The organism is Kribbella sp. NPDC004138 (genome assembly GCF_053603655.1).
This window is the reverse complement of the sequence record NZ_JBSGFZ010000003.1, coordinates 289,179-315,822: the sequence shown is the minus strand read 5'-3', so window position 1 is coordinate 315,822 and position 26,644 is coordinate 289,179. Positions and strand designations below refer to the sequence as shown.

The window sequence follows — 26,644 nt, the reverse complement described above, 5'->3', positions numbered from 1 at the left end:
GGTGGTGCGGCTGGCCCAGATTGGCCGTCCGAACCGGCCGGGACGTGGGTAATGTTCCCCGGACGCCTCACCTGCGGAGCTTCCCTTGACGTACGATCGCCACTCCTTTGCCGAGCCGAACGTGGTTCGGACCACCCACCTCGAGCTCGACCTCGCGCTCGACTTCGCCGCGAAAGTGCTGGCCGGCAGCGCCACGCACACGCTCGCCTGGACCGGTGCGACCGACCGGCTCGTCCTGGACACCCGCGACCTCACGGTGCTGGGTGTCGAGGGGGAGACGGCCGACGGCTGGGAGCCGCTGGAATACAGCCTCGCGGTGCCGGACCCGGAGCTGGGTTCCGCGCTGACGATCCGGACCGCGGGTCATCCGCGGGTCAAGGTCAGCTACCGGACGGCGCCGACCGCGACCGGTCTGCAGTGGCTGGAGCCGGCGATGACCGCGGGCGGCGTGATGCCGTTCATGTTCAGCCAGTCGCAGGCGATCCACGCGCGCAGCTGGGTCCCGGTGCAGGACACGCCCGGCGTCCGGTTCAGCTACGCGGCCCATGTCACCGCGCCGCCGGAGCTGATGGTGCTGATGAGCGCCGACAACGGCACGACGTCGCGCCGCACCGGGTCGTACGACGTGGTGATGCCCGAGCCGATCCCGTCGTACCTGCTGGCGATCGCCGCGGGCGACCTGGTGTTCGAGCCGCTCGGCGAGCGGTCTGGCGTGTGGGCCGAGCCCGCGACGGTGCGCCGGGCGGCGACCGAGTTCTCCGACACCGAGGAGATGATGCGGGTCACCGAGGAGCTCTTCGGCCCGTACCGCTGGGGCCGCTACGACCTGCTCGTGCTGCCGCCCTCGTTCCCGTACGGCGGGATGGAGAACCCGCGGATGACGTTCGCGACGCCGACCGTGGTGATCGGCGACAAGTCGCTGGTCAGCGTGATCGCGCACGAGCTCGCGCACAGCTGGTCCGGCAACCTGGTCACGCAGGACAGTTGGGACGACATCTGGCTCAACGAGGGCTTCACGTCGTACGTCGAGAACCGGATCGTCGAGGCCGTGTACGGGACCGAGTTCGCGGTGATGGAGACCGCGATCAAGCAGCACGCGACCGTGGTGAAGCTCGACCCGCTGACGCCGGCCGAGCTCGCGGTCGAGCTGCCCGGTCTGCACCACCGGTCCGAGTACCACGGGAAGACGTCGACCGGCCCGCTCAAGGGGTCGTGGTTCCTGGCGTGGCTGGAGCAGCGGTTCACGCGCGAGGTGTTCGACCCGTTCCTGCGCGGGTACTTCGACCGGTTCGCATTCCGCAGCATCAACACCGACGACTTCGTCGAGCACCTGCGGGAGTACCTGGTCGCGGCGCACCCCGGGGTCGTGACGGAGGCCGAGCTGGCCGCGTGGCTGTACGAACCGGGCATCCCCGGGTTCGCGGAGCGGGCGGTGTCGGCGCGGTTCCAGGTCGTCGACGAGGCGCGCGGCCTGTGGCTGTCCACGGGCGAGCTGCCGCACGGCGCGGAGCGGTGGACGACGCAGGAGTGGCTGCGGTTCCTGGACGCGGCTCCCGACGTGCTGAGCCCAGTGCTGCTGCAGCAGCTCGACCGCGGGTTCGGCCTGACCGGTACGGCGAACGGCGAGATCGCGCGGCGCTGGTACCAGATCGTTGCCGCGAGCAGCTACGAGGCGGCGTACGCCGAGATGGCCGAGTTCCTCACCCGGGTCGGCCGGATGAAGCTCGTCCTCCCGGTCTACCAGGCCCTGGCCGGCACCGACCGCGCCTTCGCCGCGGAGGTCTTCGCCAAGGCCCGCCCCGGCTACCACCCGATCACCACCGCGGCCGTCCAGAAGATCCTCGGCCAGTAGACCGGGCAGTAGACCGGACGCGCTTGCCAAGGGCAACACGCTGCGGCGCCGGACCTGTGTGCATTGGACCGGGTACGACCCGGTCCGCCGGCTGATCGACCAGCGGAGCAGACCGGACACGACGGTGATCGGGGTCGAGATCCCGATGATCGGGACCGGCGCCAGCCTGAACGTCGCGGTCGCCGGCTCACTGGTGCTGTACCGGCTGGCCGGGCTGCTATAGGTCCAGCTTGCGCCGGTGCGTCCGGTACTGCGGGCGGTAGCCGAGGCGATCGTTGGTGCGGCGCATCGCCACGTTGGTGTCGACCGTGTCGGTGCGCAACCCGTCGAGATCGGGGAACCGGCGCCGGGTCTCGTGGATCTGCGCGGCCTTCATCCACAGCGCGAGCCCACAGCCGCGGTGCTCGGGGAGGACGGCGGTGCCGTAGTGCTGCCCGTCGCCCTTCCCGTCACCCGGTACGACGACCTCGGTGAAACCCGCGATGCGGCCGGTGCCGTCCACGGCCGCGACGACGGACAGGTGCTCGCCGCGCTGCGCGATCAGCTGCGCGGCGTACCTGGTCCGCTCGACGTCCCAGACGTCCACCGGGGTCGCGATCGTGCCGGACGGCGCATCGTTCATCCCGGCGCGCGCGTCGGTGAAGGTCTGCACCAGTTCGTCCGGTGGCACGCCGTCCCACGACACCAGCCGGTACCCGGCGACCGCCGGTACGTCGGGCGTGGTCGTGGACAGATCCAGCCGCGCGTAGATGAGCGTCAGGCCGATGCTGAACCCTCGCCGCTGGAGGAAGCGATCGCCGATCGAGTCGACGTCGACGTCCGCGACGATCGTCCGTACGTCGTGTTCGCGCGCGCCGTTGACGACCGCGCCGAGCAGTTGCGTCCCGATCCCGCGGCCGCGCTCGGCGGGGTGCACGGTGAGGTCTGCCTCGCCCAGGTGCGCGTGCGCCTTGCGGCTGTGCAGCCGGAGGAACGCGGAACCGACCGGCGTGCCGTCGGCCTCCGCGGCCAGCCACGCGATCCGGCGGCTGAACGGCTTGAAGTCGGGATCTGTCAGCGGAATCACTCTGATGCTCAAGCCGTCAACATAACGCGGTCCCGGGATCAGGTGCCGCGCGGAGGCCGATCGGCTAGCGTGGCCCGCAGGCCGAACGGGGAGAGGAGCCCAGGGGTGGAGCAGCTGGACGACGACGTGCGCGTCGTACGCACGATCGGTGCCGACCATGTGGCGCTCCGCGAGCAGGTCCTGGCGGAGCTGCGCCGGCGGATCGTGGACGGTGAGTACCAGGAGGGCGAGCGGCTGACCGAGACCCGGCTCGCGGACGACTTCGGTGTGTCCCGCAACCCGGTCCGGGAGGCTCTGCGCGTGGTCGAGGCCGAGGGCTTCGTGCAGATCCTGCCGCGGCGGGGCGCGGTCGTCGCGACACTCGACGAGACCGCGGTGCGCGACCTGTTCGCCGTACGGCAGCAGCTCGAGACGCTCGCCGCCGGGCATGCGGCGGAGCGGGCGACACCCGAGGGCATCGCGATGCTGCGCCGCCTGGTCGAGGACGCGAACGCCGCCACGAAGGCCGGGGACTTCGACCGGGTCGCGGAGCTGAACAGCGCCTTCCACCGCGCCGTGATCGAGGTCAGCGGCAACCGGTGGCTGCTCTCGATGTCGGCCGCGATGTACCACCACGTGCACTGGGTGTTCCGCGTCGGCGCCGCCCAGCGTGCACCGCACTCGTCCGAGGAGCATGTCCGCCTGGTCGACGCGATCGAAGCCGGGGACGTGGAGGCCGCCACCGAAGCAGCCCGCCTCCACGTCGAAGCCGCCGCGAAGGCAGCCCTCCGCCTTACGGCGTGATCGGTAGGGACCGCCAGGCCATCACAATTGCCACCCTCCTGCTTTCGTCACGCTCAGCACGTCGGGGGCGCCGCGATTGTGATGGCCTGCAGATCCGGGCTACCGGCCGACCGCGTAACCCTGCATGCCGCGTGGGTTTGCCGCGGCGGCGAGGATGCCGTCGGCTTCCTTCCGGACCGCGCACAACCGGCCGAGGCTCCACGCATCCGACTCGGTGACGACGTGCCCGCGCCGTGCCAGCTCGTCGACGACGGCGCGCCCGACGCGGGTTTCGACCACCAGGCCGCCCGGCTCCGAGGTGCGCGGGTAGAACGACGACGGGAAGCCGGTCGTGTGCCATGCGGGGGCGTCGATCGCCTCCTGCAGGTCCATCCCCGCGCCCAGGTGCCGCAACAGGAACAGCAGCTGCCACTGGTCCTGCTGGTCGCCACCCGGCGAACCACACGCCATCACCGGCTCGCCGTCCCGGAGCACAAGCGTCGGCGTCAGGGTCGTCCGCGGCCGCTTGCCAGGTGCGAGCGAAGCCGGCAGCCCTTCCTCGAGCCAGAACATCTGCGCGCGGCTGCCGAGGCAGAAGCCGAGCTCGGGGATCGTCGGCGACGACTGCAGCCAGCCGCCGCTCGGCGTCGCCGAGATCATGTTGCCCCAGCGGTCGACCACGTCGACATGGCACGTGTCGCCGCGCGTCTCCCCGACGGGCGAGACCGTCGGCTCGCCGGTCGTCGCGTCGCCCGTCTCGTTGCCGGCGGCAATCGACGGCAGCTTCGGCGGCCGTCCGCCGGGGCTGCCCGGGCGCAGCTCGAGCGAGGCGTCCGCGCCGATCAGCTTCGCCCGCTCGGCGGCGTAGGCGGGGGAGAGGAGCGTGTCGAGCGGTACGTCGGCGCCGTCGCCGTACCAGGCCTCGCGGTCGGCGTACGACAGCTTCATCACCTCGACCGTGGTGTGCACGCCCTCGGCGGTGTCGAGGTCGACGTCCCCGAGCTCCGCGAGTACGGCGAGGGACTGCAGCAGGCCCGGGCCTTGCCCCCACGGGCCGGTCTTGGCGACGGTGTACCCGTTCCAGTCGTACGTCGCCGCGTCCTCCCAGCTAGCCTCGAACGCGGCCAGGTCGTCGCCGGTGATCAGGCCGGCGTGGTCCGCGCCGCTGGAGTCGCGGTGCGGGATCCGCGAGAACTTGTCGATCGCCTCCGCGACGAATCCCTCCCGCCAGGTCTTCCGCGCCTGCTCGATCTGCGTCTCGCGATCCGGCCCGACTGCTGCGGCCACGAGCTTCTCGAGCGTCGCGGCGTAGGCCTCGTTGCGGAACCGGCCCGTGACCGGGCGGCCGCCGTCGAGCCACAGCGCGGCGGACGTCGGCCAGTGGTCCTCGAAGAGTTGCTGCACGGTGGCGATGGTGTCGGCGATCCGCGGCACGAGCGGGTGCCCGTTGCGCGCGTACTCGATGGCCGGCTCCAGTACGACGCTCAGCGGCAGGGTGCCGTGGTCGCGCAGCAGGAGCAGCCAGGCATCGACCGCGCCGGGGACCGTGGCCGCGAGCGGACCCGAGCCGGGCACCAGCGTGAGACCGAGCGAGCGGTAGTGCTCGATGGTCGCGCCGGCCGGGGCGACGCCCTGGCCGGACAGGACCCGCGGCGTCGGGTCGGCGGCGGTCGCAATGATCGCCGGCACCTCCCCGCCGGGCCCGTTGAGGTGCGGTTCGACAACGTGCAGCACGAACCCGGCCGCGGCGCCGGCGTCGAACGCGTTGCCGCCCAGCTCGAGGATCCGCATCGCCGACTGCGACGCCAGCCAATGCGTGGACGAAACCATCCCGAACGTGCCGCGCAGCGTCGGCCGGGTGGTGAAACTCATCGAGCGACTCCTTCTGTTGAGCGTACGTCGGGGCCGGTGCCGTCGTCCTCGACCAGGTGGCAGGCGACCTGGTGTCCACCTTCGCCGATCGTGCGCGGTTGTGGGACGACCGTCCGGCATGTGTCCACCGCGACCGGGCAGCGGGTGTGGAAGCGGCAGCCGGGCGGCGGGTCGATCGCCGACGGGAGGTCATCGCCGAGCAGGACCGGCCGGCGCGCGCGCTGCTCGGCGGGATCGGGGACGGGCGCCGCGGACAGCAGCGCCTGGGTGTACGGGTGCGCCGGCTTGCCGAAGATCCGCGCCCGCGGTCCCTGTTCCACGAGCTGGCCCAGATACATCACCGCGACCTCGTCCGCGAGGTACTCGACCGCGGACAGGTCGTGGGTGATGAACAGGCAGGCGAACCCGAGATCACGCTGCAGGTCCGCGAGCAGATTGAGTACGGCGGCCTGCACCGAGACGTCGAGCGCACTCGTCGGCTCGTCCGCGACGAGCAGCCGCGGCTCGGAGATCAACGCCCGGGCGATGCTGACGCGCTGCCGCTGACCACCGGACAGCTCGTGCGGCGCCCGCTGCGCCACTTCGGGCCGCAGCCCGACCCGGCGCAGTGCTTCGGCGACCTTGGCGGGGATGTCCTTGCGGCGCATCAGGCGCAGCGGCTCGCCGACGATGTCCCCGACGGAGAACCGCGGATCGAGTGAGCCTGCCGGGTCCTGGAACACGATCGACACGTCGCGGCGATGCGGGCGGAGCCTGCGGCGATTGAGATGGGTGATGTCGGCGCCGGCGAGCCTGACGGTTCCACCGGTCGGCTCGAGCAGCCGGACGATGCACCGACCGACGGTCGACTTGCCGGACCCGCTCTCGCCGACGAGCGCGACGACGGAGCCTTGCCGGATCCGCAGCGTGACGCCGTCGACCGCGCGGACCGGCCCGAAGTGCATGACGAGATCCTCGACGTCCAGGGCCGCCTCGGCGGGTTGGGAGACGGCGTCCATCAGACCTCCACTGGTTCGCGAACGGGGTTCCAGCACGCGACCCGATGCGGGGCGCCGGTGAGTTGCGGCTGGGACGACGTACAGGTGTCGACGGCGCGCGAGCAGCGGTCGGCGAAGGTGCAGGCGTCGGGTTGCTCGGTGAGGACCGGGACCAGGCCGGGAATCTCGTTCAGCCGCTGGGATTCCGCGTGCCGGCCGGCGGCGGGCGAGGCGCCGAGCAGCCCCACCGTGTACGGGTGCTGGGGGCGCGCGAACAGGTCGTGGACCTCGGCGGTCTCGACGACGCGCCCGGCGTACATCACCGCGACCCGGTCCGCGAGGTCCGCCACCACCCCGAGATCGTGGGTGATCAGGACGATGCTGGTCCCGAGACGTTCCCGCAGCCCGCGCAGTACGTCGAGGATGCCGGCCTGGATCGTCACGTCGAGGGCCGTCGTCGGCTCGTCCGCGATCAGGACCTTCGGGTCGCAGGCGACCGCCATCGCGATCATCACGCGCTGCCGCATCCCGCCGGACAGCTGGTGCGGGTAGTCGCCGACACGGCGCTCGGCGGACGGGATGCCGACGAGTTTGAGCAGCTCGACCGCGCGGGCGCGCGCCGCCTGGCGACTGAGGCCGACGTGCGTCCGCAGCACCTCGCCGATCTGGTGGCCGACGGTGAAGACCGGGTTCAGCGAGGTCATCGGCTCCTGGAAGATGTACGCGACCTCGCGGCCCCGGATCGACTGCAGCGTGCGTTTGCCGGCGCCGATGAGTTCGGTGCCGTCGAGCTCGACAGATCCGGTGACGGTCGCGGTGCGGGGGAGCAGGCCGGCGATGCTCATCGCCGTGACGCTCTTGCCGCAGCCGGACTCGCCGACGACCGCGAGCACCTCGCCGTCCCCGACCTCGAACCCGACCCGGTCCACGGCCGACAGCGGCCCGTCCTCGGTGCGGAAGGTGACGGACAGATCCTTGACTGCCAGAACAGTTTTCACCGGCGGCTCGCCTTCGGGTCGAGAGCGTCGCGGAGGCTGTCGCCGACGATGTTGAACGCCAGTGTGAGCAGCATGATCGCGACACCGGGCATTACCGCGGCCCATGGCGCCCGGGACGCGAACTGCTGCGCGTCGGCGAGCATCGTGCCGAGGCTCGGAGCGGGCGGCTGGATCCCCAGGCCGAGGAACGACAGCACGGCCTCGCCGAGGATCGCCGCCGGGATGCCGACGGTCGCCTGGACGATGATCGCCGACCCCGCGTTCGGGAGGATGTGCCGGCCGAGCACCCAGGCGTCGCCGGCGCCCTCGACGACCGCCGCCGCGACGAAGTCGAGCGACTTCAGCCGCAGCGTCTCGGACCGGACGATCCGGATCATGCCCGGGATCTGGGCGATTCCGATCGCGATCGCCGCGTTGCCGAGGCTGGCGCCGCGGATCGCGGCCAGCCCGACGGCGAGGATCAGGAACGGGAACGCCAGCACCAGGTCGGTGAGCCGCGAGATCAGCGCGTCGACGGTCCGGAAGTAGCCGGCGATCAGCCCCAGCGGTACGCCGACCACCAGCGAGAACGCGACCGCGAGCACCCCGACGTGCAACGACGCGCGGAGCCCGAACATGATCCGGGAGAGCACGTCGCGGCCGAGGTCATCGGTGCCGAGCAGGTACCCGACGGTGCCGGGCGGGGCGAACGCGCGGTCGAGCTGGGTCTGGGTCGGCTCGTGCGGCGCCAGCCAGTTGGCGAACACCGCGAGGAACACGGCGAACGCCAGCACTGCCAGCCCGGTGAGTGCGAGTGGGTTGTGCAGGATCCGGCGGGCCACCCGGCGGCGGTTGCTGCGCAGCGGTGCCGGGTGGTCAGGCGTCACGGCTTCGGCGACGGCCATCACGCCTCACCTCGCACGCGGATCCGCGGATCGATCACGGAGTACAGCAGGTCGACCAGCAGGTTGATCACGATGTACGCCGTCGCGGTCACCAGCACGACCGCCTGGATGACGGGATAGTCGCGCTGGAAGACCGCGTCGACGGTCAGTTTGCCGAAACCGGGCAGGGCGAAGATCCGTTCCGTGACGACCGCGCCGGAGATGAGCGCGCCGAGTTGGAGGCCGACGATCGTGACGACCACGATCAGGCTGTTGCGCAGGGCATGTCTTCCGACGACGGCCCGGGGCGGGAGACCCTTCGCCTCCGCCGTCCGGATGTAGTCGGCGGACAGGGCGTCGAGCATCGACGACCTGGTCTGACGCATGATCACCGCCGCCAGACCGGTGCCGAGGATCAGCGCTGGGAGAATCAGGTGGTGGAGGTTGGCCACCGGGTCGCTGAAGAACGGCACGAAACCCGAGGCGGGGAAGAGGCCGAGGGCAACCGACAGGTACAGGATCGCCATCAGCCCGAGCCAGAAGTGCGGCACCGACAGGCCGAGCAGTGCCAGCGCGTTCGCGGCCCATTCGGCCGGGCGCCCACGCCGTACGGCGGCCACCACGCCGGCGCCGACCCCGATGACGCTCGCGATCAGGATCGCCAGCACCGACAGCTCGATCGTCACCGGCAACGCGCTGACGATCATCGACCGCACCGGAGCGCCGGTCCGGATCGACTGCCCGAGGTCACCGCGCGCCGCGTGGCTCACGAACTGCCAGAACTGCACGATCCACGACTGGTCAAGCCCGTACTGCTGCCGGATCGCCCGCAACGACTCCGGATCGCGATCCTCCCCGGCCAGCGCCAGCGCCGGGTCGCCGGGCAACGCCCGCACCCCCGCGAACACCACGATCGTCGCGAGCACGAGCGTCACCGCGGACTGCCACAGCCGATTGAGCAGGTACCGCCTCACTTGGCGAATCCTGCGAAGGCGGTGCGGATCACGCCGTCCGGGTAGACCTGGATGCCGAGCAGCTTCTTCGAGACGCCGGTGAGGTTGCGCTGGCGGTACATGTAGATGATCGGGTCGTCCTGCTGCAGCTTGCCGACCACCTCGCCGTACAGCTTCACGCGCTCGGCGCGGTCGGTGGACTGGCGGGCGTCGGTGAGGAGCTTGTCGACGTCGGGGTTGCTGTAGCCGGAGACGTTCTGGCTTCCGGTGGTGCCGACGAAGTTGTAGATGTTCGCGTCCGGGTCGACGCGGCCCGACCAGCCGAGCTGCAGCAGCTCGAAGTCACCGCGGTCCTGCTGGTCCAGCAGCGCGGCGTACTCGACGGGCTTGATGACCAGGTCGAAGCCGCCGTCCTTCACCATGCCCTGCAAGGCCTGCGCGAGCCGCAGGCTGTCGGGGTTGTTGGAGGTGATCATCTCGACCTTGTACGGCGTGCTGACGCCGGCGTCGGCGAGCAACTGCTTGGCCTTCGCGGGATCGTGCGGCGGGCAGACCTGCGCCGCGTCGGAGGTGAACTCGCTCTTCGGGGACACCGGCGAACAGGCGACCGTGTTGAGGCCGTTGAAGATCGACTTCACCAGCGCGTCCCGGTCGATCGACAGCGCCAGGGCCTGGCGCACCTTCGGGTCCTTCGCGATCGGCGTGTCGAGCTGTTTCTGCGGGTTGCCGATCCCGTTGGCGTTCCCGATGTTGATCGTCAGGCCCTGGTAGCCGAGCGACTGCGACTGCAGCACGCTGACGGTGTCGTCCTTCTGCAGCGTGGGCGCGTCCTGCGACGAGAGCGAGTCTGCCACCTGCGCGTCACCGGACTTGAGGTTCGCCGAGCGGATGCTGGAGTCGGTGATGATCCGGTACTCGATCGCGTCGAGATGCACCTTCGCCGCGTCGTAGTACAGCGGGTCCTTGACGACCTTGATGGAGTTCTGCGCGACCCGGTTGGCGAACTTGAACGGGCCGACGCAGACCGGCGCGTTCGAGAAGTTCGCGCCGAGCTTCGCGACGGCGGCGGGGCTGAGTACCATCCCGGCGCGGTCGGCGAGCGCCGCGGTCAGCGGGGCGAACGGCTTCGAGAGTTTGATGACCACGGTCTTCGCGTCCGGCGTCTCGATCGACGTGATCGGGCCGAGCTCGCTCTTGCGGGCCGAGCCGGCGAGCGTGAGGTCCCGGTTCAGCGAGGTCTTCACCGCGTTCGCGTCGAACGTGCCGCCGTCGGCGAACTTCACGCCCTCCTTGAGCGGGATCGTCAGGCTGAGCCCGTCGGACGAGATCGTCGGCAGTGCGGTCGCGAGCTGCGGCACCACCTTGGCGTCGGAGCCGAGGTCGTACAGCTTCTCGCACATGGTGTGGAAGACGTAGCGCGAGTACAGGCTGCGCGACAGCGTCGGATCGAGCTTGTCCGGGTCGGCCGACAGCGCGACCGTCAGGGTCCCGCCCTGCTTGACCTTCGCCGGGTCGGCGGCGTCACCGAACACGTCCTGCCCGGCGGCGGTCGACTGGCCGCCGCCGGACTGGTTGTCACTGCCGGCCGGCTCCACCGGCGAGCAGGCGGTCCCGACGAGGGCCAGCGCGGCGACCGCCGCGCCGGCCCCGATGAAACGGTTCAGTGACAGTCGACGAGTCATCACGTTGCTCCTAGTAGGCGGGGTACTGTCGACTGTTTCATGTATACAACCGGGGTGCGCAAGTGATTCGGCGAGTTTGACTGAACCTTTTACGACCGCCGTACGGACTGTCAGCCGGTGACCGGGTAGGTCAGAGTTCCGGCCGGTACGGCGTGGTTGCCGAGCGCAAGCGCCATCAGGTTGGGACCGTCGTACTGCGGATGGTGGATGCCGAACTCGGTCGCCTGCCGGAAGCCGAACCGCGGGTAGTACTCAGCGTGGCCGAGGACGAGCGCGGCAGGCTCCTCGCGGTGACGCGCCGTCGCCAGCGCGGCCCGCACTGCCGCTCCGCCGGCGCCTTGACGCTGGTACGCCGGGAGTACGGCCACCGGTCCGAGTGACAGGACCGGTACGTCGTCGACGTGACAGCGGGTGAGGAGCGCGTAGGCGATCGGCGTGTCATCAGACGTGGTCGCGACGAACGAGAGTCCCGGGATCCAGGCGACGGAATCGGCGCGGAGCGCGTCGAGGAAGTCGACCTCGAACTGCCGGCCGAACGCGTCGCGGGTGAGGTCGCGGAGCGGCTCGATGTCGGACGGCGTCTCGACACGGGTGTTCCAGATGTTGGACAACGTGGTGCCTTTCGGAGGGTTCAGCGGATGAGTTGACTGACCGAAAGCGCTGCCGGACATGCGGCAGCGCGAGCTCGCGCGGTCATCAACTCACCTCCTCCTCCGAAGTCGTGACCAACTTTAACTCAGGGTGAGGCGTCCATCATTCCGATTTCGCCGGACGCATCACCGACGCCGTCGAGGACGGCCGAACGAGGGGAACTTCAGTGAACGTTGTCGTTTCGGGGGACCGCAAAGGTCCGGCCAAGTGGAGACGCTACGCCCTGGGAACCGGCGTGGTCGCCGCACTCCTGACGACCGCCGCGTGCGGGTCCGGCAACGCGGCGGACGGGAGCAAGCCGTCCGACCAGCAGAGCGCCACGACCTCGGCGAGCGCAACCACCTCGACGACCCCGCCGTCCGCGTCGACCGAACCGGTCGCGTCGAGCTCGGCCAAGCCGTCGAGCACGCCGAAGCCGACCAAGGCGACCAAGACGACGACCGGTGCCGACGCGAGTGTCGACCTGTGCACCATGGCGGACCTGACCTTCACCGTCACGAACTACGACGCGCAGGGTGAGGACGTTCGGCACTTGATGCTCGTGGCAACGAACTCGAGCGCCAAGAAGTGCGACGTCCAGAACTACCCCGAGGTCACGCTCGGCGACGCCCAGCGCTCCGCGCCGGCGATGGAATCGACCGGCCCCGGCGAGGCAGTCACCCTTGCTCCCGGTGAGAAGGCGTACGCCGGTGTGCTCGCCACTGGCGGCAAGATGGACACCTATCCCGTGAAGTACCTGACGGTCGGGCTCGGCAGCCCCGGTGGTGAGGCCGAGGCCGAGAAGCCCGTCAGGGTGAAGATGCCCGTCACCTCGTTCGAGGCCGACGACGGTCAGCGCGTCACCTACTGGGCCGGCACCGAGGGCCTCGCCATGCGCCCCGTCACCCAGTCCTGACGGACTCCGCCGGCCTCACCACTCGACGACCAGCGGGTCCTTGGACGGCGGACCGGCCGGGACCCAGGTGTCGTCGACGAGCCGGTACGGGTGCCAGCGGCCGTTACGGTCCAGCCTGAGCTGGGTGTCGGCGCCGAGCGTCAACCGGTTCGCCGAGGTGTGGATGGTCAGGTCGTCGTCCGCGGCGAGCAGTTCGGTCCGCGCCCGGTTGAGCTCGGCCGGCTCGGGTGTCCAGGCGTGCTCGAGGACGTCGAGGCCCGGCGCGCCGCCGTACCGCCAGGCTTGGATGCCTGGGGCAACGTCCCGGTCGGAGGACTCGGTCAGCGTCGCGACGAGCTCCGGGAAGTCGGTCGCCAGGCGCACGGTGTCCTGCCACTCGTCGAGCGCCTGCGGCTCCGCGGTGCCGTGGAGGAGCGCGTTCAGGATCGAGCGTGCACGGCGGGCGGCGTCGAGCACCAGTAGCTGCAGGACGTGCGAGCCGAGACCTTCGGGTGGTTCGATGCCGGCGACGGCCAGATCGTCGGCGCTCACCTTCGCCGGCAGATCGGGCGGCTCCGGCAGGTCGCCGGGCGAGGCCGCGAGTACGTCAGCGACGGCGACGCCCGGTGCTGTGGGTTGGGACGACGACGCTTGGAGCTCGTCGAGGAGATCTTCGCGGCTGCGGCCGCGCAGCAGGAGCAGGACGAACGGGTCCGCGTCGAGGAGCCACGCGACTTGGTAGCAGAGCGCCGCGGCGTGCTGGCAGGGCAGCTCCCATGCGTCGCATGTGCAGCTGGAGTCGAGGTCGCCGATGCCGGGGAGCAGCGTGACGCCGGCATCGGCCGCGGCCTCCACCAGGTTGTGCGGCATCTCGCCGTCGAGCAACGCCGCGATGTGCCCGGCCCGCGCGGCGAGCTGCTCGCCGAAGCGGCGCCAGTCGTCATCGGTCAGCTCGTCGACGTGCACCACTGACTCGTAGGTGTCCTCGGGCGCGTACACGGTAGCGGCGATCCGTCCGGGGCTGATCGTGATCGTGCCGACCTGGCCGGAGTTCGCAGACCGGCGGCCCTTGCGGAGCTGGCCCGCGTCCAGGGACGTGTCCTCCATCGCCTGCACCCAGGCCTGCGCCCACCACGACCTGCCCCGCGTGCTCCGGTGCTGCGCGGCGAACGCCGGGAAACCTCGCGCGGCACTCATCGGGCACCTCCGCGCAGCTCGACGAGATCGGCCAGCTCGGCATCGGAGAGCTCGGTCAGCGCGGCCTCACCGCCGGACAGCACCGCCTCGGCCAGCTCACGCTTGGCGGCGAGCATGCCGGCGATCCGGTCCTCGATGGTGCCTTCGGCAATCAAGCGGTGGACCTGCACAGGCCTGGTCTGGCCGATCCGGTACGCCCGGTCGGTCGCCTGGTCCTCGACCGCCGGATTCCACCAGCGGTCGTAGTGCACGACGTGATCCGCACGGGTCAGGTTGAGCCCGGTCCCGGCCGCCTTCAGCGACAGCAGGAACACCCGCACCTCGCCGGCCTGGAACCGGTCGACCATGTCCTCGCGCCGCGCGACCGGAGTGCCGCCGTGCAGCAGCTGGGTGGGGATGCCGCGCTCGGCGAGATGCCGCTCGAGGAGGCGGGCCATCGCGACGTACTGCGTGAAGACGAGCACGGCGCCGTCCTCCGCGACGATCGTCTCGAGCAGCTCGTCGAGCAGCTCGAGCTTGCCCGAGCGACCGGTCAGCCGGGCGTCGCCGGGCTCCTTCAGGTACTGCGCGGGGTGGTTGCAGATCTGCTTCAGCCCGGTCAGCAGCTTCACGATCAGCCCGCGGCGCGCCATCCGGTCGCTGGCCTGGACCTCCGCCATCAGCTCGCGAACCGTTGCCTCGTACAACACGACCTGCTCGCGGGTCAGCGACACCGGCTGGTCGGTCTCGGTCTTCGGCGGCAGCTCCGGGGCAATGCCCGGATCGGACTTGCGCCGCCGGAGCAGGAACGGCGTGACGAGCTTCGCGAGCCGTGCCGCGACCTCCTCGTCCTTGTCCGCCTCGATCGGCGTCGCCCACCGGCTGCGGAACGTGCCGAGCCGGCCGAGCAGCCCCGGCGTCGTCCAGTCGAGAATCGCCCACAACTCGGAGAGGTTGTTCTCCACCGGCGTGCCGGTCAGCGCCACCCGGGCCTTGGCCGGCACGGTCCGCAACGCCTTCGCCGTACCGGACGAGGGGTTCTTGACATGCTGCGCCTCGTCGGCCACCACGAGCGCCCACGGGTGCTCACCCAGCCGTGCGGCGTCCCGCCGGAGCGTCCCGTACGTCGTCAGCACGAAACCTTCCCGCGCGTCGTCGAGTGAACGGGACGTGCCGTGGAAGCGCCGCACCGGAGTGCCGGGGGCGAAGCGCTGCACCTCGCGCTCCCAGTTGCCGAGCAGCGACGCCGGGCAGACCACGAGTGTCGGGCCCGCGGTGTCCGCGGACTGCTGGCGGTGGAGATGCAACGAGATGAGCGTGATCGTCTTGCCGAGGCCCATGTCGTCGGCGAGGCAGCCGCCGAGGCCGAGCGATGTCATCCGGGCGAGCCAGCGCAGACCGCGCAACTGGTAGTCGCGCAGGGTGGCCTGCAGACCCGGTGGAGCTGCGGGCGGGTCGTCGGCGCGGTCGGGATCGGCGATCCGTGCGCGCAGGTCGTCGAGCCACCGGGCGGGCGTGACGTTGACCTGTCGGCCGTCGATCTCGGTCGTGCCGGTCAGGGCGACGCCGAGCGCGTCGATCGCGGTGACGGGTTTGAGGATGCGGTCGCGGGCCTTGCGGGCGAGCTCGGGGTCGATCAGCATCCACTGGTCACGGAGCCGGACGACCGGCCGGGTGGCTTCCGCGAGCCGGTCGAGCTCGGCCTCGGTCAGTGGGTCGTCCCCGAGCGCGACCTGCCAGCTGAAGTCGAGCGTCTTGTCGCCCTGGAAGAAGCCGGGAAGGTCGCTCGGCGGCCCGTCGGCCGAGGTGATCGCGGCGCGGGCGGTGAGCTCTCGCCCGAGGCTGCGCGGCCAGTGCAGCTCGATGCCTGCTGCCGCGAGTCGTTGCGCCGATCCGGCCAGCAGGTCGGCGACATCGTCGTCGGCCAGGTCCATCCGGTCCGGCACGGCGGAGTCGAGCAGGCGGGTGAGCGGCTGCCAGACGCGGGCGGCGCGGCGGATCGCGAGGGTCGCGTCGATCCGTGCGCGCGGGCCGAACCCGGGAACGTCGTCGGACCAGACATCGTCCGCATCCCTGACCAGGGTCGGGTCCTTCAGGCTGTGCAGCTGGACGACGGCGCTGAACGCGAGCGAGTCGGCGAGGTCGATGCGCAGCGAGATCCGTACGCCGGTGTCCAGGCCCACCGACACCTCGTCCGCCCAGGTCCGCAGCCGCTCCGCCCGTTGGGGTGCGGCCGCGGTGAACAGATCCGTCCGGTGTGCCTTCGCGGCCGCGGGCGACCTCGGCATACCGTCGGCCACCGCGTCCAGGAACTGCCGCAACAACTCCTCGGCCACCGGCAACCGCACCTGGTCGGGCGAGTCGGTGAGGGGCAGTGCGCGGGCCGAGGCGGGCATGGCTTCGGCGAGGGTGAGCAGACGGGTGACGTCATCGGGCTCGAGCGGGCCGACCCGCCAGGCGTCGTGGCCGTCCGGCGTCACGCCGGGAAGCAGCTTGCCCCGGGCAACCAGCTGCAACCCGACCAGCGCGGCCCCGCCCCAGAACGCGGCCGAGGGATGCGCCCCGGCCGCCCGCCGCATCCGCCCGAGCACCGGCACCGCCTCGGCCACCGGCAACTCGACCGCCCGGACGTCCTGCAGTTGCCCGCCGACCATCAGCGTGAGGTCGGCCTGGTTGCCGACGCCGAGGGGGAGTGGGTCGCCGGAGGGATCCCAGAACGCTACCCGGCTGCTGCGTGGTGGATCAGCCGGCCGGAAGACCACCGCGTATCCGGCCAACTGTTGCCCCGTGTCCACCAAACCGACGACCTCCTGCGCGCTCGCGAATGACCAATGAACTTCAGACCGGAACCGCTTCGGCGCCTTCCGCGCCGGGCTGCTCGAACTGGGTGCGATACAGCTCCTCGTAACGGCCACCGGCCGCCAGGAGTTCCGCGTGCCGGCCGCGCTCGACGATGCGGCCGGACTCGATCACGAGAATCTGGTCGGCGGCCCGGATCGTCGACAGCCGGTGTGCGATGACGACGGCCGTCCGGCCGGCGAGGGCCTCGGTCAGCGCTGCCTGCACGGCGGCCTCGTTCGTCGAGTCGAGCGCGGCAGTTGCCTCGTCGAGGATCACCACCCGCGGCTGCGCGAGCAGCAGCCGGGCGATCGTCAGCCGCTGCCGCTCGCCACCGGACAGCCGGTACCCGCGCTCACCGACCACGGTGTCCAGCTGGTCCGGCAACGACCGGATCAACTCACCCAGCCGGGCCCGCTCCAGCGCGTCCCACACCTCGTCCTCGGTGGCCTCGGGGCGTGCGAGCAGCAGGTTCTCCCGGATCGAGTCGTGGAACAGATGCCCGTCCTGCGTGACCATGCCGAGCGTGTCCCGCAACGACTCCGCGGACACGTCGCGGACATCGACTCCGGCGAGCTTCACCGCGCCCGAGTCCACGTCGTACAGCCGGGGGATCAGCTGCGCGATCGTGGACTTGCCGGCGCCGGACGACCCGACGAGGGCGACCATCTGCCCCGGCTCCGCACGGAACGAGACGTCGTGCAGCACCTCGACCCCGCCGCGGGTGTCCAGCTTCGCGACCTCCTCGAGCGAGGCCAGCGACACCTTGTCCGCCGACGGGTACGCGAAGCTGACACCCGCGAACTCCACTGTCACCGGCCCCTCGGGCACCCGGCCCGCGTCCGGCTTGTCCTTGATCAGCGGCTCCAGGTCCAGCACCTCGAAGACCCGCTCGAAGCTCACCAGCGCCGTCATCACCTCGAGCCGCGCGCTCGCGAGCGCGGTCAGCGGCGAATACAGCCGGGTCAGCAGCAGCGCCATCGCGACCACCGCGCCGGCGTCGAGCTGGTCGCGCAACGCGTAGAACCCGCCCAGTCCGTACACGACCGCCAGCGCGAGCGCCGACACGAGCGTGAGCGACGTGACGAAGATCCACTGCACCATGGCCGTGCGGACGCCGATGTCGCGCACCCGCCGCGCCCGGACAGCGAACTCGTGCGACTCGCGCGCCGGCCGCCCGAACAGCTTGACCAGCGTCGCACCCGGAGCCGAGAACCGCTCGGTCATCTGTGTGCTCATCGTGGCGTTGTAGTTCGCCGCCTCGCGCTGCAGACCCGCCAGCCTGGTCCCGATCCGGCGCGCCGGGACGACGAAGACCGGGAGCAGAATCAATGCGAGCAGAGTGATCTGCCACGACACCCGCAACATCACCACGAGGGTCAGCACGAGCATCACCAGGTTGCTGACCACACCGGACAGCGTGTCGCTGAACGCGCGCTGCGCACCGATGACGTCGTTGTTCAGCCGGGAGACCAGCGCGCCGGTGCGCGTCCGGGTGAAGAAGGCGATCGGCATCCGCTGGATGTGGTCGAACACGGCGGTCCGCAGGTCCAGGATCAGGCCCTCGCCGATACTCGCGGACAGCCAACGGGTCAGCAGGCTGAACCCGGCCTCGGCGACCGCGATGACGGCGATCAGCAGGGACAGTTGCAGGACGACGCCGACTGCCTTGCCGCCCACGATCGCGTCGACCACCCGCCCGGCCAGCACCGGCGTGGCGACCGCCAGCACCGCCGCGCCGATGCTGAGCACGAGGAAGGCGATCAGGTACCGCCGGTGGGGCCGGGCGAAGGCGAGGATCCGGCGCAGGGTGGCGCGCGAGAAGGGCCGCTTCTCGTCCTGGGCGTGCATCGCGTGGTAGAGCGAGTTCCACGCGGTCATTTCCATACTCACGGCTGGACTCCGGTGATTCGATCGATCGGGGACGTCGATGATTCCGTAGACCACCGACAAAACCCGACGCTAGAACCTCGACGTAACTTGAGGTCAACTGCGTACGCTGTACGAAGAATAGCCGCTACGAGAGAATCACGCACATGAACCAGGAGTACAGCGGGAGTGGGGACCCGGCGAAGAGTCTCGAGCTGCTGTGGCGGAGGCGGCCGGTGCCGACGCGTGGGCCGAAGCCGGCGCTGACCGTGGACGGGATCGTCGTGGCCGCGGTGCGGGTCGCGGACGCCGAGGGGCTGGCCGCGATGTCGATGCGCCGCGTCGCCGACGAGCTGGGCGTCGGGGCGATGACGCTGTACCGGTACTTCCCGGGCAAGGGTGAGCTGCTCGACGTCATGCTCGACACGGTGTACGGCGAGCTGCCGCGGCGCGTCGTACCGGGGGACTGGCGAGCTGCCCTGGACGAGGTCGCCCGCGAGAACCGGGAGCTGTACTTGCGCCACCCCTGGCTGCTGCAGGTCGCGATCAGCCGCCCACCGCTCGGCCCCAACGTGATGGCGAAGTACGAATGGGAGCTGGGTGCGGTCGAAGGTATCGGACTCACCGACCTCGAGATGGACGCGACCGTCGCGCTCGTCAACGGCTACGTCCACGGCGCCGTCCGTACGGCGGTGGAGGCGCGCCAGGTGATCCAGCGGTCCGGGATGACCGACAAGGAGTGGTGGCTGGCGCACGTCCCGCACCTGGACCAGATCGGCGACCTGGAGAAATTCCCGCTCTCGGCGCGCGTCGGCACCGCCGTCGGGAATGAGTTCGACGCGCCGTACGACTCCGAACACGCGTTCGAGTACGGTCTGGAAAGGCTGCTGGACGGTGTTTCTGCGCTGGTTGCGAACCGGCCTACGCCACGGGGGTAAATGCAGTTGTGAGTGAGTACTCACTCAGTTACCGTGGATCTCGTGAGTCCACGAGCCACCCCACTGCCTCCCGAGGAACGACGCGCCGCCATCGTCGCGGCCGCGCTGCCGTTGCTCGAGGAGTTCGGGCCCGAGGTCAGTACGAAGCAGATCGCCGAGGCGGCCGGGATCGCCGAGGGGACGATCTTCCGCGCGTTCGGCAGCAAGGACGCGTTGATCGAGGCGGCGATGGCGACCGTGTTCGACACCTCCGACCTGGTCAAGGCGCTGGCGGAGATCGACCGTTCACTGCCGTTGCGGGAGCGCGTGGTGGCGGCGGTCGGAATCGGCCAGCGGCGGCTCGGCAAGGTGTTCAAGCTGCTGTTCGCCCTGCGGATCCAGCGCCCGCCGGACTTCCGGAAGGCGACCGCCCTGGACAAGGCGCGCCAGCAACGGCAGTCCGACCTGGCCAACGCGGCGTTCGCCGAGCTGATCCGGCCCGACGAGGAGCAGCTCCGGCTCCCGGCCGAGGAGGTGGTCCGGCGGATCAACCTGCTGACCTTCTCGGCGACCCACCCACTGATTTCCGGCGGCCACGTGCTGACCGCCGAGGAGATCGTCGACTTCGCCTTCGACGGTCTCCTCAAGCACGGCAAGCACCACACCGGTCAGCCGCCGGCCTCCGAGGACATCGCCGAATTCGCGCTCGACGGTGCCCGCCATCACGACTCTGGGGATGATTGATGTTACTTCGCGTCTTGCGTACGCACCTGCGTCCGTACGCAGGAAACCTGTCCCTGGTGGTCGTCCTGCAACTGGTCGGGACGATCGCCTCCCTCTACCTTCCCAGCCTGAACGCCGACATCATCGACAACGGTGTGGCCAAGGGCGACACCGCCTACATCATGAGCACCGGCGGCTGGATGCTCGCCGTCAGTCTGCTGCAGATCGTCTGCACGATCACCGCGGTGTACTTCGGCGCGAAGACGGCCGCCCTGTTCGGCCGTGACGTCCGCGCCGCGGTGTTCCACCGGGTCGGGGAGTTCTCCGCCCGGGAGGTCAACCAGTTCGGCGCGCCGACGCTGATCTCCCGCAGTACGAACGACGTGCAGCAGATCCAGATGCTGGTGGTCACGACCTGCACAATGCTGGTCGCGGCCCCGATCACCATGGTCGGCGGCGTGATCATGGCGGTCCGTGAGGACGTCGGGCTGTCCTGGCTGGTTGCCGTCGCGGTGCCGCTGCTCGCGGTCACGATCGGCTTCATCGCGAGCCGGATGGTGCCGCAGTTCCGGAAGATGCAGAAGAACATCGACGGCGTGAACCGGGTGCTGCGCGAGCAGATCACCGGGATCCGGGTGGTCCGGGCGTTCGTCCGCGAGCCGCACGAGGTCGAGCGGTTCGGCGAGGCGAACCAGCACCTCACCGACACCGCGATCCGGGCCGGCCGGCTGATGGCGCTGGTGTTCCCGACCGTGATGCTGATCCTGAACATGTCCAGCATCGCCGTGCTGTGGTTCGGCGCGTCCCGGGTCGAGAACGGGACCATGGAGGTCGGTGCGCTGACCGCGTTCCTGAGCTACCTGATCCAAATCTTGTTCTCGGTGATGATGGGCGTGTTCGTGATGATCATGGTGCCGCGGGCCTCGGTCTGCGCGGACCGGATCTCCGAGGTGCTGGACACCGATTCCTCGGTCCGGCCGCCGGTCACGCCGATCACGAACTTCACCGGGCGTGGCCAGCTCGTGTTCGAGCGCGCCTCGTTCAAGTACCCGGGGGCCGCCGAGCCGGTCCTGCGGGACATCAGCTTCGTGGCGTCGCCGGGTCAGACGACCGCGATCATCGGCAGCACCGGCGCCGGTAAGACGACGCTGCTGTCGCTGGTGCCGCGGTTGTTCGACGCGACCGAAGGGCGGGTGCTCGTCGACGGCATCGACGTACGGGAGATCGAGCCCGAGGCACTCTGGGAGCGGATCGGCCTGGTGCCGCAGCGGCCGTACCTGTTCTCCGGGACGGTGGCCAGCAACCTGCGGTACGGCAACCCGGACGCGACCGACGAGGAGCTCTGGCACGCGCTCGAGATCGCCCAGGGCCGCGACTTCGTCGAGGCGATGCCCGAGGGGCTGGACGCGCCGATCGCCCAGGGCGGCACGAACGTGTCCGGCGGTCAGCGGCAGCGGCTCGCGATCGCGCGGGCGCTGGTCCGCAAACCCGAGATCTACCTGTTCGACGACTCGTTCTCGGCGCTCGACCTGTCGACGGACGCCCGGCTGCGGGCGGCGTTGCGACCGGTCACGCGGGAGGCCTGCGTGGTCGTCGTCGCGCAGCGCGTCTCGACGATCATCGACGCCGACCAGATCGTGGTGATCGAGGACGGCGCGATCGTCGGCAAGGGCACCCACCAGGAGTTGCTCGACACGTGTCCGACGTACGTCGAGATCGTCGAGTCCCAGCGTTCCGCGGAGGAGGCGGCATGAGCGAGCAGAAGCCGTCGCTCAACGGGCAGAGGCCGGCGCCGAACGGGCAGAGGCCGGCGCCGAACGGGCCGGAGCCGGGCGCGGCGAAGACCGTCAAGGCGACCGAGCGGCCGACCACCGGGCGGGCGTTCGGTCCTCCCGGCGGCATTCCGGGGGACAAGTCGATCGACTTCCTGCCCTCGGCGAAGCGGCTGCTGAAGCGGCTCCGGCCGCACCGGATGCAGGTGTCGGGCGTCGTGCTGCTGGCGGTCTTCAGCGTCGGGCTGTCGGTGCTCGGCCCGAAGATCCTCGGCCGGGCGACCGACATCATCTTCGCCGGCGCGATCGGCAAGCGGCTGCCGAGCGGTATGACCAAGGAGCAGGTCATCGAGCAGACCCGCGCGTCCGGCAACGGGCGGCTCGCGGACCTGCTGCAGGGGATCGACCTGATCCCGGGCGTCGGCATCGACTTCGATGCCTTGCGCAACGTCCTGCTGCTGGTCCTGGCGCTGTACGCCGGCGCGTTCTTCCTGTCCTGGGCGCAGGGCTACATCCTGAACGGCGTCGTCCAGCGGACCATTCTCGACCTGCGGTCCGAGGTCGAGGAGAAGCTGAACAAGCTGCCGCTGAGCTACTTCGACGGCGCGCCGCGCGGTGAGTTGCTCAGCCGGGTGACGAACGACATCGACAACATCTCGACCAGCCTGCAGCAGACCCTGAGCCAGCTGCTCACGTCGCTGCTGACGGTGGTCGGCGTGGTCACGATGATGTTCGTGATCTCGCCGCTGCTGGCGCTGATCGCGCTCGTCACGATCCCGATCTCGATGGTGCTGACCGCGGCGATCGCGAAGCGGTCGCAGGTCCGGTTCGTGGCTCAGTGGCGGCACACCGGCGCGCTGAACGGCCAGATCGAGGAAGCGTTCACCGGGCACGAGCTGGTGAAGGTCTTCGGCCGGCAGAAGGAGATCGAGGCGAGCTTCGCGGAGAAGAACGAGGAGCTCTACAAGGCCGCGTTCGGCGCGCAATTCATCTCGGGCCTGATCATGCCGCTGATGATGTTCATCGGGAACGTGAACTACGTGGTGATCGCGGTCGTCGGCGGTCTGCGGGTCGCCTCCGGCACGATGTCGCTGGGCGACGTACAGGCGTTCATCCAGTACTCGCGCCAGTTCACCCAGCCGCTCACCCAGGTGGCCTCGATGGCGAACCTGCTGCAGTCCGGCGTGGCGTCGGCCGAGCGCGTGTTCGAGGTCCTCGACGCCGAGGAGCAGGTGCCGGACGACGCGACACCGGAGAAGGTGACCGACGCGCGGGGCCGGGTCGAGTTCGAGCACGTGTCGTTCTCGTACGACCCGGACAAGCGGCTGATCACCGACCTGAGCCTGGTCGCCGAGCCAGGGCAGACCGTCGCGATCGTCGGCCCGACCGGCGCCGGCAAGACCACGCTGGTCAACCTGATCATGCGGTTCTACGAGCTGAACGGCGGCCGGATCACGCTCGACGGCGTGGACATCACCGAGCTCACCCGGCACGACCTGCGCTCGCGGATCGGCATGGTGCTGCAGGACACCTGGCTGTTCGGCGGCACGATCCGGGACAACCTCCTCTACGGCAACCTGAACGCCACCGAGGAGGACATGCTGGCGGCCGCGAAGGCGACGTACGTCGACCGCTTCGTCCACAGCCTGCCCGACGGCTACGACACGGTCATCGACGAGGAAGGCAGCAACGTCAGCGCCGGTGAGAAGCAGTTGCTCACCATCGCCCGCGCGTTCCTCGCCGACCCGCAGTTGCTGATCCTCGACGAGGCGACCAGTTCAGTCGACACCCGCACGGAGGTCCTGGTCCAGCGCGCCATGGCCGCCCTGCGCTCCGACCGCACCAGCTTCGTCATCGCCCACCGCCTGTCCACCATCCGCGACGCGGACCTGATCCTCGTCATGGAGAACGGCGCGATCGTCGAACAGGGCAACCACAACGAACTCCTCACCCTGGACGGCGCCTACGCCCGCCTCTACAACGCCCAGTTCAGCGGCGCGGTAGTAGACATCGACGAGGAAGCCGCAGCCCTGACCGCCCCAGCCACGCCAGCCGCCCGCCCGATGGCCCGCTGACTCGGTGGGCGGGGACGCCACGCAGGGGTCCCCGCCCACTGCAGCCTGTGGATAACTTCCGCGCCGGTATCGCCTTCTGTGCGGTACTTGACGCATGCCCACGAACTTCGTCCATGAACGCGGCACCCGGACCGCCCACCGGGTCGCGACGCGACTGAGCGTCGACGACCCCGCGGACGTCAGGACCCTGCTGGACGCCTACCTCGTGACCTACGAGTTTCCGAGCGCCACCAAGGCCTGACTTTCCCGCAGGTGCGAGGGTTCCGGGGCACGGCACCCCGGGCGGATCCCCCGAACGCGGTCGGCGGGTATCAGATGCTGACGGACTACCTGCGCGGCGAGCGGGTGACGGTCGGACAGCCGGGGAGCCGGGTGGCACTGGTTGACACGAGCTTCAAGGGCAGTGCCCAGGAGTTGTTGGCCGCGGTCTACCCGGAGACCGAGTTCGTCGGACGGTATGCGTTCCACGGCGAGTCGCCGGACGACCCACATCCCGGAAGCAAGAAGGGCTATGAGGTACACGACGCCACCGGACCCGTGCAGTCCGGTCAGCGTCACGATCCGGACCCGCTGAAGGGCCTCAGCAGAGCGCGGTTGGCGCCGCGTCTCCGTGACCCTCGGGTGCGGGAGGGCGTGAAGGTGATGAATCTCAAGGCGGTCGCCGACCTGGCCCGGGATGCCGCCGTACTGCGTGATGCGGGAGGCAACTACCGTCGGGGGCTGGAGGACGGGGCCGGCCGGTACCGCGGCGAGCTCCGGGCGTGGATCGAGGGCCGGGCGACTGATCCGCGGCCTGCGGAGTTCCTCGACTCGTTCGTGTATCGGGCCGACAACCGGCAGGTGCAGGCGCTACAGCGGACCTTGGACCGCGCGCAGGTGCCGGAACATGACCGGCAGGCGATCTGGGCCGCGTACGAGCGGTGCGGGAGTGACGGCGACAAGCAAGTGTTCGTCGAGAATGTGTTCAGCGCGATGCGGAAGGGTGGAAATGGCGATGGGCGAGGATCGCGAAGAGGATCCCGTGGCGGAATGGATGGCGCTTGCGGGATGGGCCGCGATCTTTGACGAGTCCGACGATCTCGGCTTGATCGTCGGCGGGCCGCCACCGTCACCCGGCCCGCCGGCGATCGCCACGGCGCCGATGATCATCGACACCGATCTGGGTGGGGATCCGGACGACACGGTGGCGTTGGTGGTGGCGGCTCGGCGGGTGCCGGAGTTGCGGTTGGTGGTGACGAGCGACGAGTACGGCGGGGAGCGGGCGCGGCTCGCGCGGTACCTGCTGGATCTGGTCGGACGGCCGGATGTGCGCGTCGTGGCTGGTTCCGATCTGGGGAACAGCCGGATGTGGGTGATGGACGGGGTCTGTCCAGCTGAGGTCCCTCGGCAGGACACCGATGTGGTCGGTGTGATCGACGAGGTCTGCTCAGGGATCGAGGGACGGATTCGCTGGGTCGGCACGGGACCGCTGTCGAACCTTGCGCGGCTGCAACGCGAGGTGCCGGTGCTGATCCCGCGGATGGCGGTCACGCAGATGGGTGGGGCGATCAAGTACCGGGATCCGTCGCGGGCCGAGCACAACTTCCGGGTGGACGCGGAGGCGGCGATCCGGATGGTGCCGGAGCTGGGACGGTGGAATCCGAGGTTCGTGCTGTCGGACGTGACCTTCAACCCGGCGATGGAGATCACCCGCGAGTCCGCGCTCTACCAACGCTGGGGCCGCCCGGACGCGCAACCGTGGGAGCGGGTGCTGCGCGAGCACTTCGACCGCTGGATGGTGAAGTATCCGGGGTCCATGCAGCACGATGCGCTGACACTCGCGGCCGCGATGCTCTGGCCGGGTGTGCGGTTCGTGCGTGAGCACGTCGCGCTGGACGGCATCGGGCGGATGAGTCTGACGGCGGACGGCGAGGAGATCGCGATGTCGATCTCGGCGGACTATGCGGCCTTCATGACCTGGCTGGAGGACGCTTTGCAGTAGGGAAGGGCCGCCGTGTGAGCGGCGGCCCTTCTCGGGATCACGTCCTGGGTAGGACGAGGCGGGGGTTTCGGGTCAGCAGGATGCCGAGGGTTGCGTAGCCGATGAGGAGGTGGGTTCCGCCGACCCAGCGGGAGGCCTCGGTGCCGAGGAGGATGTACGACGGGACTGTGACGACTGCCCAGCTCTCCGCGACCAGTGGCCACCAGCGGAGGACGCCTTGCCAGCGGCCGGTGACGGCGAGCTTGACGGCGATGACGGCCATGCCGAGCATCGACAATGGCCAGCAGATGTCCATCGGCGCCAGCCACGCGGCGGCTTGCAGGTCCGTCGGCAAAACGCCGTGCAGCAGGGACCAGAGGCTCGCGATGCCGAGGATCACGGCCTCGGCCTTCAGGAACCTTCGGGCGGCCCGCCCGGTACCGATCGCGCCGGTGCGGTACTGCACCGCCAGCAAGCAGAAGATGCCGAGCTGGAACAGCAGCCCGGTCAGGTCGCCGATCCGGCCCGGGATGCCGTGCGGGTCCGTCGTGAACACGAAGATGCTCGCGGCCCACGCCAGCGCCCCCATCGTCAGCCCGAGACCGAGCCGCTGAACCGCCCGCTCCGACATCCCGGAAGCCGCCGGAGCCGCGGAAGCCCGCGAAGCCGTCGAAGCCCCGGAAGCCCCGTGCCGCGGTGGCACTGCGTCGGTACGTGCTCTGGCTGGTGTTGTGGTCATGGTGTCCTCCCCCTGAGGTTCGTTG

Annotated in this window: 23 protein-coding genes; 11 read left to right on the top strand and 12 right to left on the bottom strand. The window is 70.1% G+C overall.

The genetic code is table 11. From position 1 onward, the window contains the following. The first annotated feature begins 85 nt into the window (after positions 1 to 85). Positions 86 to 1,852, top strand: a complete 1,767-nt coding sequence (locus ACWEOO_RS05695; RefSeq protein WP_452141969.1) for a M1 family metallopeptidase — start codon at positions 86 to 88, stop codon at positions 1,850 to 1,852. Between the two features lie 58 nt (positions 1,853 to 1,910). Continuing rightward, entirely contained in the window at positions 1,911 to 2,075 is a 165-nt protein-coding gene (locus tag ACWEOO_RS05690; protein WP_452141968.1) for a hypothetical protein, read from the top strand. Here the strand turns inward: ACWEOO_RS05690 and ACWEOO_RS05685 are convergent. After that, positions 2,070 to 2,930, bottom strand: a complete 861-nt coding sequence (locus ACWEOO_RS05685) for a GNAT family N-acetyltransferase (RefSeq protein WP_452141967.1) — start codon at positions 2,928 to 2,930, stop codon at positions 2,070 to 2,072. The genes ACWEOO_RS05690 and ACWEOO_RS05685 overlap by 6 nt on opposite strands. A 93-nt stretch (positions 2,931 to 3,023) precedes the next feature. Here ACWEOO_RS05685 and ACWEOO_RS05680 point away from each other — a divergent pair, with 93 nt between their 5' ends. Continuing rightward, positions 3,024 to 3,701, top strand: coding sequence for a GntR family transcriptional regulator (locus ACWEOO_RS05680; RefSeq protein WP_452141966.1), 678 nt, complete (start codon positions 3,024 to 3,026; stop codon positions 3,699 to 3,701). Between the two features lie 99 nt (positions 3,702 to 3,800). Here ACWEOO_RS05680 and ACWEOO_RS05675 read toward each other — a convergent pair whose 3' ends face one another. From ACWEOO_RS05675 to ACWEOO_RS05645, 7 genes are all read right to left on the bottom strand, one after another. Beyond that, on the bottom strand, positions 3,801 to 5,552 hold the full coding sequence (locus tag ACWEOO_RS05675; RefSeq protein WP_452141965.1) for a gamma-glutamyltransferase family protein: 1,752 nt from the start codon (positions 5,550 to 5,552) through the stop codon (positions 3,801 to 3,803). Continuing rightward, the gene (locus ACWEOO_RS05670) at positions 5,549 to 6,550 is read right to left on the bottom strand and encodes an ABC transporter ATP-binding protein (RefSeq protein ID WP_452141964.1); all 1,002 of its coding nucleotides are present in this window, start codon (positions 6,548 to 6,550) and stop codon (positions 5,549 to 5,551) included. The genes ACWEOO_RS05675 and ACWEOO_RS05670 overlap by 4 nt, the downstream gene beginning before the upstream one ends. Continuing rightward, entirely contained in the window at positions 6,550 to 7,527 is a 978-nt protein-coding gene (locus ACWEOO_RS05665) for an ABC transporter ATP-binding protein (protein ID WP_452141963.1), read from the bottom strand. Before ACWEOO_RS05665 ends, ACWEOO_RS05670 begins: the two co-directional genes overlap by 1 nt. After that, positions 7,524 to 8,411: an ABC transporter permease gene (locus tag ACWEOO_RS05660; RefSeq protein WP_359927857.1), complete on the bottom strand. Its 888-nt coding sequence runs from the start codon at positions 8,409 to 8,411 to the stop codon at positions 7,524 to 7,526. Before ACWEOO_RS05660 ends, ACWEOO_RS05665 begins: the two co-directional genes overlap by 4 nt. Further along, positions 8,411 to 9,364 (bottom strand): ABC transporter permease, encoded by a 954-nt coding sequence (locus ACWEOO_RS05655; protein WP_452141962.1) that lies wholly within the window; start codon positions 9,362 to 9,364, stop codon positions 8,411 to 8,413. The genes ACWEOO_RS05660 and ACWEOO_RS05655 overlap by 1 nt, the downstream gene beginning before the upstream one ends. After that, complete coding sequence (locus tag ACWEOO_RS05650) at positions 9,361 to 11,025, bottom strand: ABC transporter substrate-binding protein (RefSeq protein WP_452141961.1); 1,665 nt, start codon at positions 11,023 to 11,025, stop codon at positions 9,361 to 9,363. The genes ACWEOO_RS05655 and ACWEOO_RS05650 overlap by 4 nt, the downstream gene beginning before the upstream one ends. Positions 11,026 to 11,135: 110 nt before the next feature. Beyond that, entirely contained in the window at positions 11,136 to 11,636 is a 501-nt protein-coding gene (locus tag ACWEOO_RS05645; RefSeq protein WP_359927864.1) for a GNAT family N-acetyltransferase, read from the bottom strand. A 206-nt stretch (positions 11,637 to 11,842) separates the two neighbouring features. On the opposite strand from ACWEOO_RS05645, the gene ACWEOO_RS05640 reads away from it, so the two are divergent. Next, the gene (locus ACWEOO_RS05640) at positions 11,843 to 12,571 is read left to right on the top strand and encodes a DUF4232 domain-containing protein (RefSeq protein WP_452141960.1); all 729 of its coding nucleotides are present in this window, start codon (positions 11,843 to 11,845) and stop codon (positions 12,569 to 12,571) included. Between the two features lie 15 nt (positions 12,572 to 12,586). Here the strand turns inward: ACWEOO_RS05640 and ACWEOO_RS05635 are convergent, their stop codons facing one another. The 3 genes from ACWEOO_RS05635 to ACWEOO_RS05625 all read right to left on the bottom strand — a co-directional run bounded on the left by ACWEOO_RS05635 (position 12,587) and on the right by ACWEOO_RS05625 (position 18,445). Further along, entirely contained in the window at positions 12,587 to 13,747 is a 1,161-nt protein-coding gene (locus ACWEOO_RS05635) for an SWIM zinc finger family protein (RefSeq protein WP_452141959.1), read from the bottom strand. Continuing rightward, entirely contained in the window at positions 13,744 to 16,122 is a 2,379-nt protein-coding gene (locus tag ACWEOO_RS05630; RefSeq protein WP_452142048.1) for a DEAD/DEAH box helicase, read from the bottom strand. The genes ACWEOO_RS05635 and ACWEOO_RS05630 overlap by 4 nt, the downstream gene beginning before the upstream one ends. 442 nt (positions 16,123 to 16,564) lie before the next feature. Beyond that, a complete protein-coding gene (locus ACWEOO_RS05625) occupies positions 16,565 to 18,445 on the bottom strand; it encodes an ABC transporter ATP-binding protein (protein ID WP_452142047.1) in 1,881 nt (626 codons plus the stop codon). A 155-nt stretch (positions 18,446 to 18,600) separates the two neighbouring features. On the opposite strand from ACWEOO_RS05625, the gene ACWEOO_RS05620 reads away from it, so the two are divergent. The 7 genes from ACWEOO_RS05620 (at position 18,601) to ACWEOO_RS05590 (ending at position 25,901) form a co-directional block, all read left to right on the top strand. Then, entirely contained in the window at positions 18,601 to 19,371 is a 771-nt protein-coding gene (locus ACWEOO_RS05620) for a TetR/AcrR family transcriptional regulator (RefSeq protein WP_452141958.1), read from the top strand. A 42-nt stretch (positions 19,372 to 19,413) separates the two neighbouring features. Further along, on the top strand, positions 19,414 to 20,094 hold the full coding sequence (locus ACWEOO_RS05615; RefSeq protein WP_452141957.1) for a TetR/AcrR family transcriptional regulator: 681 nt from the start codon (positions 19,414 to 19,416) through the stop codon (positions 20,092 to 20,094). Beyond that, a complete protein-coding gene (locus ACWEOO_RS05610) occupies positions 20,094 to 21,827 on the top strand; it encodes an ABC transporter ATP-binding protein (protein WP_452141956.1) in 1,734 nt (577 codons plus the stop codon). The genes ACWEOO_RS05615 and ACWEOO_RS05610 overlap by 1 nt, the downstream gene beginning before the upstream one ends. Further along, positions 21,824 to 23,920, top strand: a complete 2,097-nt coding sequence (locus ACWEOO_RS05605; protein ID WP_452141955.1) for an ABC transporter ATP-binding protein — start codon at positions 21,824 to 21,826, stop codon at positions 23,918 to 23,920. Before ACWEOO_RS05610 ends, ACWEOO_RS05605 begins: the two co-directional genes overlap by 4 nt. A 94-nt stretch (positions 23,921 to 24,014) precedes the next feature. Beyond that, positions 24,015 to 24,161 (top strand): hypothetical protein, encoded by a 147-nt coding sequence (locus tag ACWEOO_RS05600; RefSeq protein ID WP_452141954.1) that lies wholly within the window; start codon positions 24,015 to 24,017, stop codon positions 24,159 to 24,161. An 11-nt stretch (positions 24,162 to 24,172) separates the two neighbouring features. Then, positions 24,173 to 24,985, top strand: a complete 813-nt coding sequence (locus ACWEOO_RS05595; protein ID WP_452141953.1) for a hypothetical protein — start codon at positions 24,173 to 24,175, stop codon at positions 24,983 to 24,985. After that, positions 24,942 to 25,901, top strand: a complete 960-nt coding sequence (locus ACWEOO_RS05590; protein WP_452141952.1) for a nucleoside hydrolase — start codon at positions 24,942 to 24,944, stop codon at positions 25,899 to 25,901. The genes ACWEOO_RS05595 and ACWEOO_RS05590 overlap by 44 nt, the downstream gene beginning before the upstream one ends. 37 nt (positions 25,902 to 25,938) lie before the next feature. On the opposite strand, the gene ACWEOO_RS05585 is transcribed toward ACWEOO_RS05590, so the two are convergent. Continuing rightward, on the bottom strand, positions 25,939 to 26,511 hold the full coding sequence (locus tag ACWEOO_RS05585) for a hypothetical protein (protein WP_452141951.1): 573 nt from the start codon (positions 26,509 to 26,511) through the stop codon (positions 25,939 to 25,941). Positions 26,512 to 26,644 lie beyond the last annotated feature (133 nt).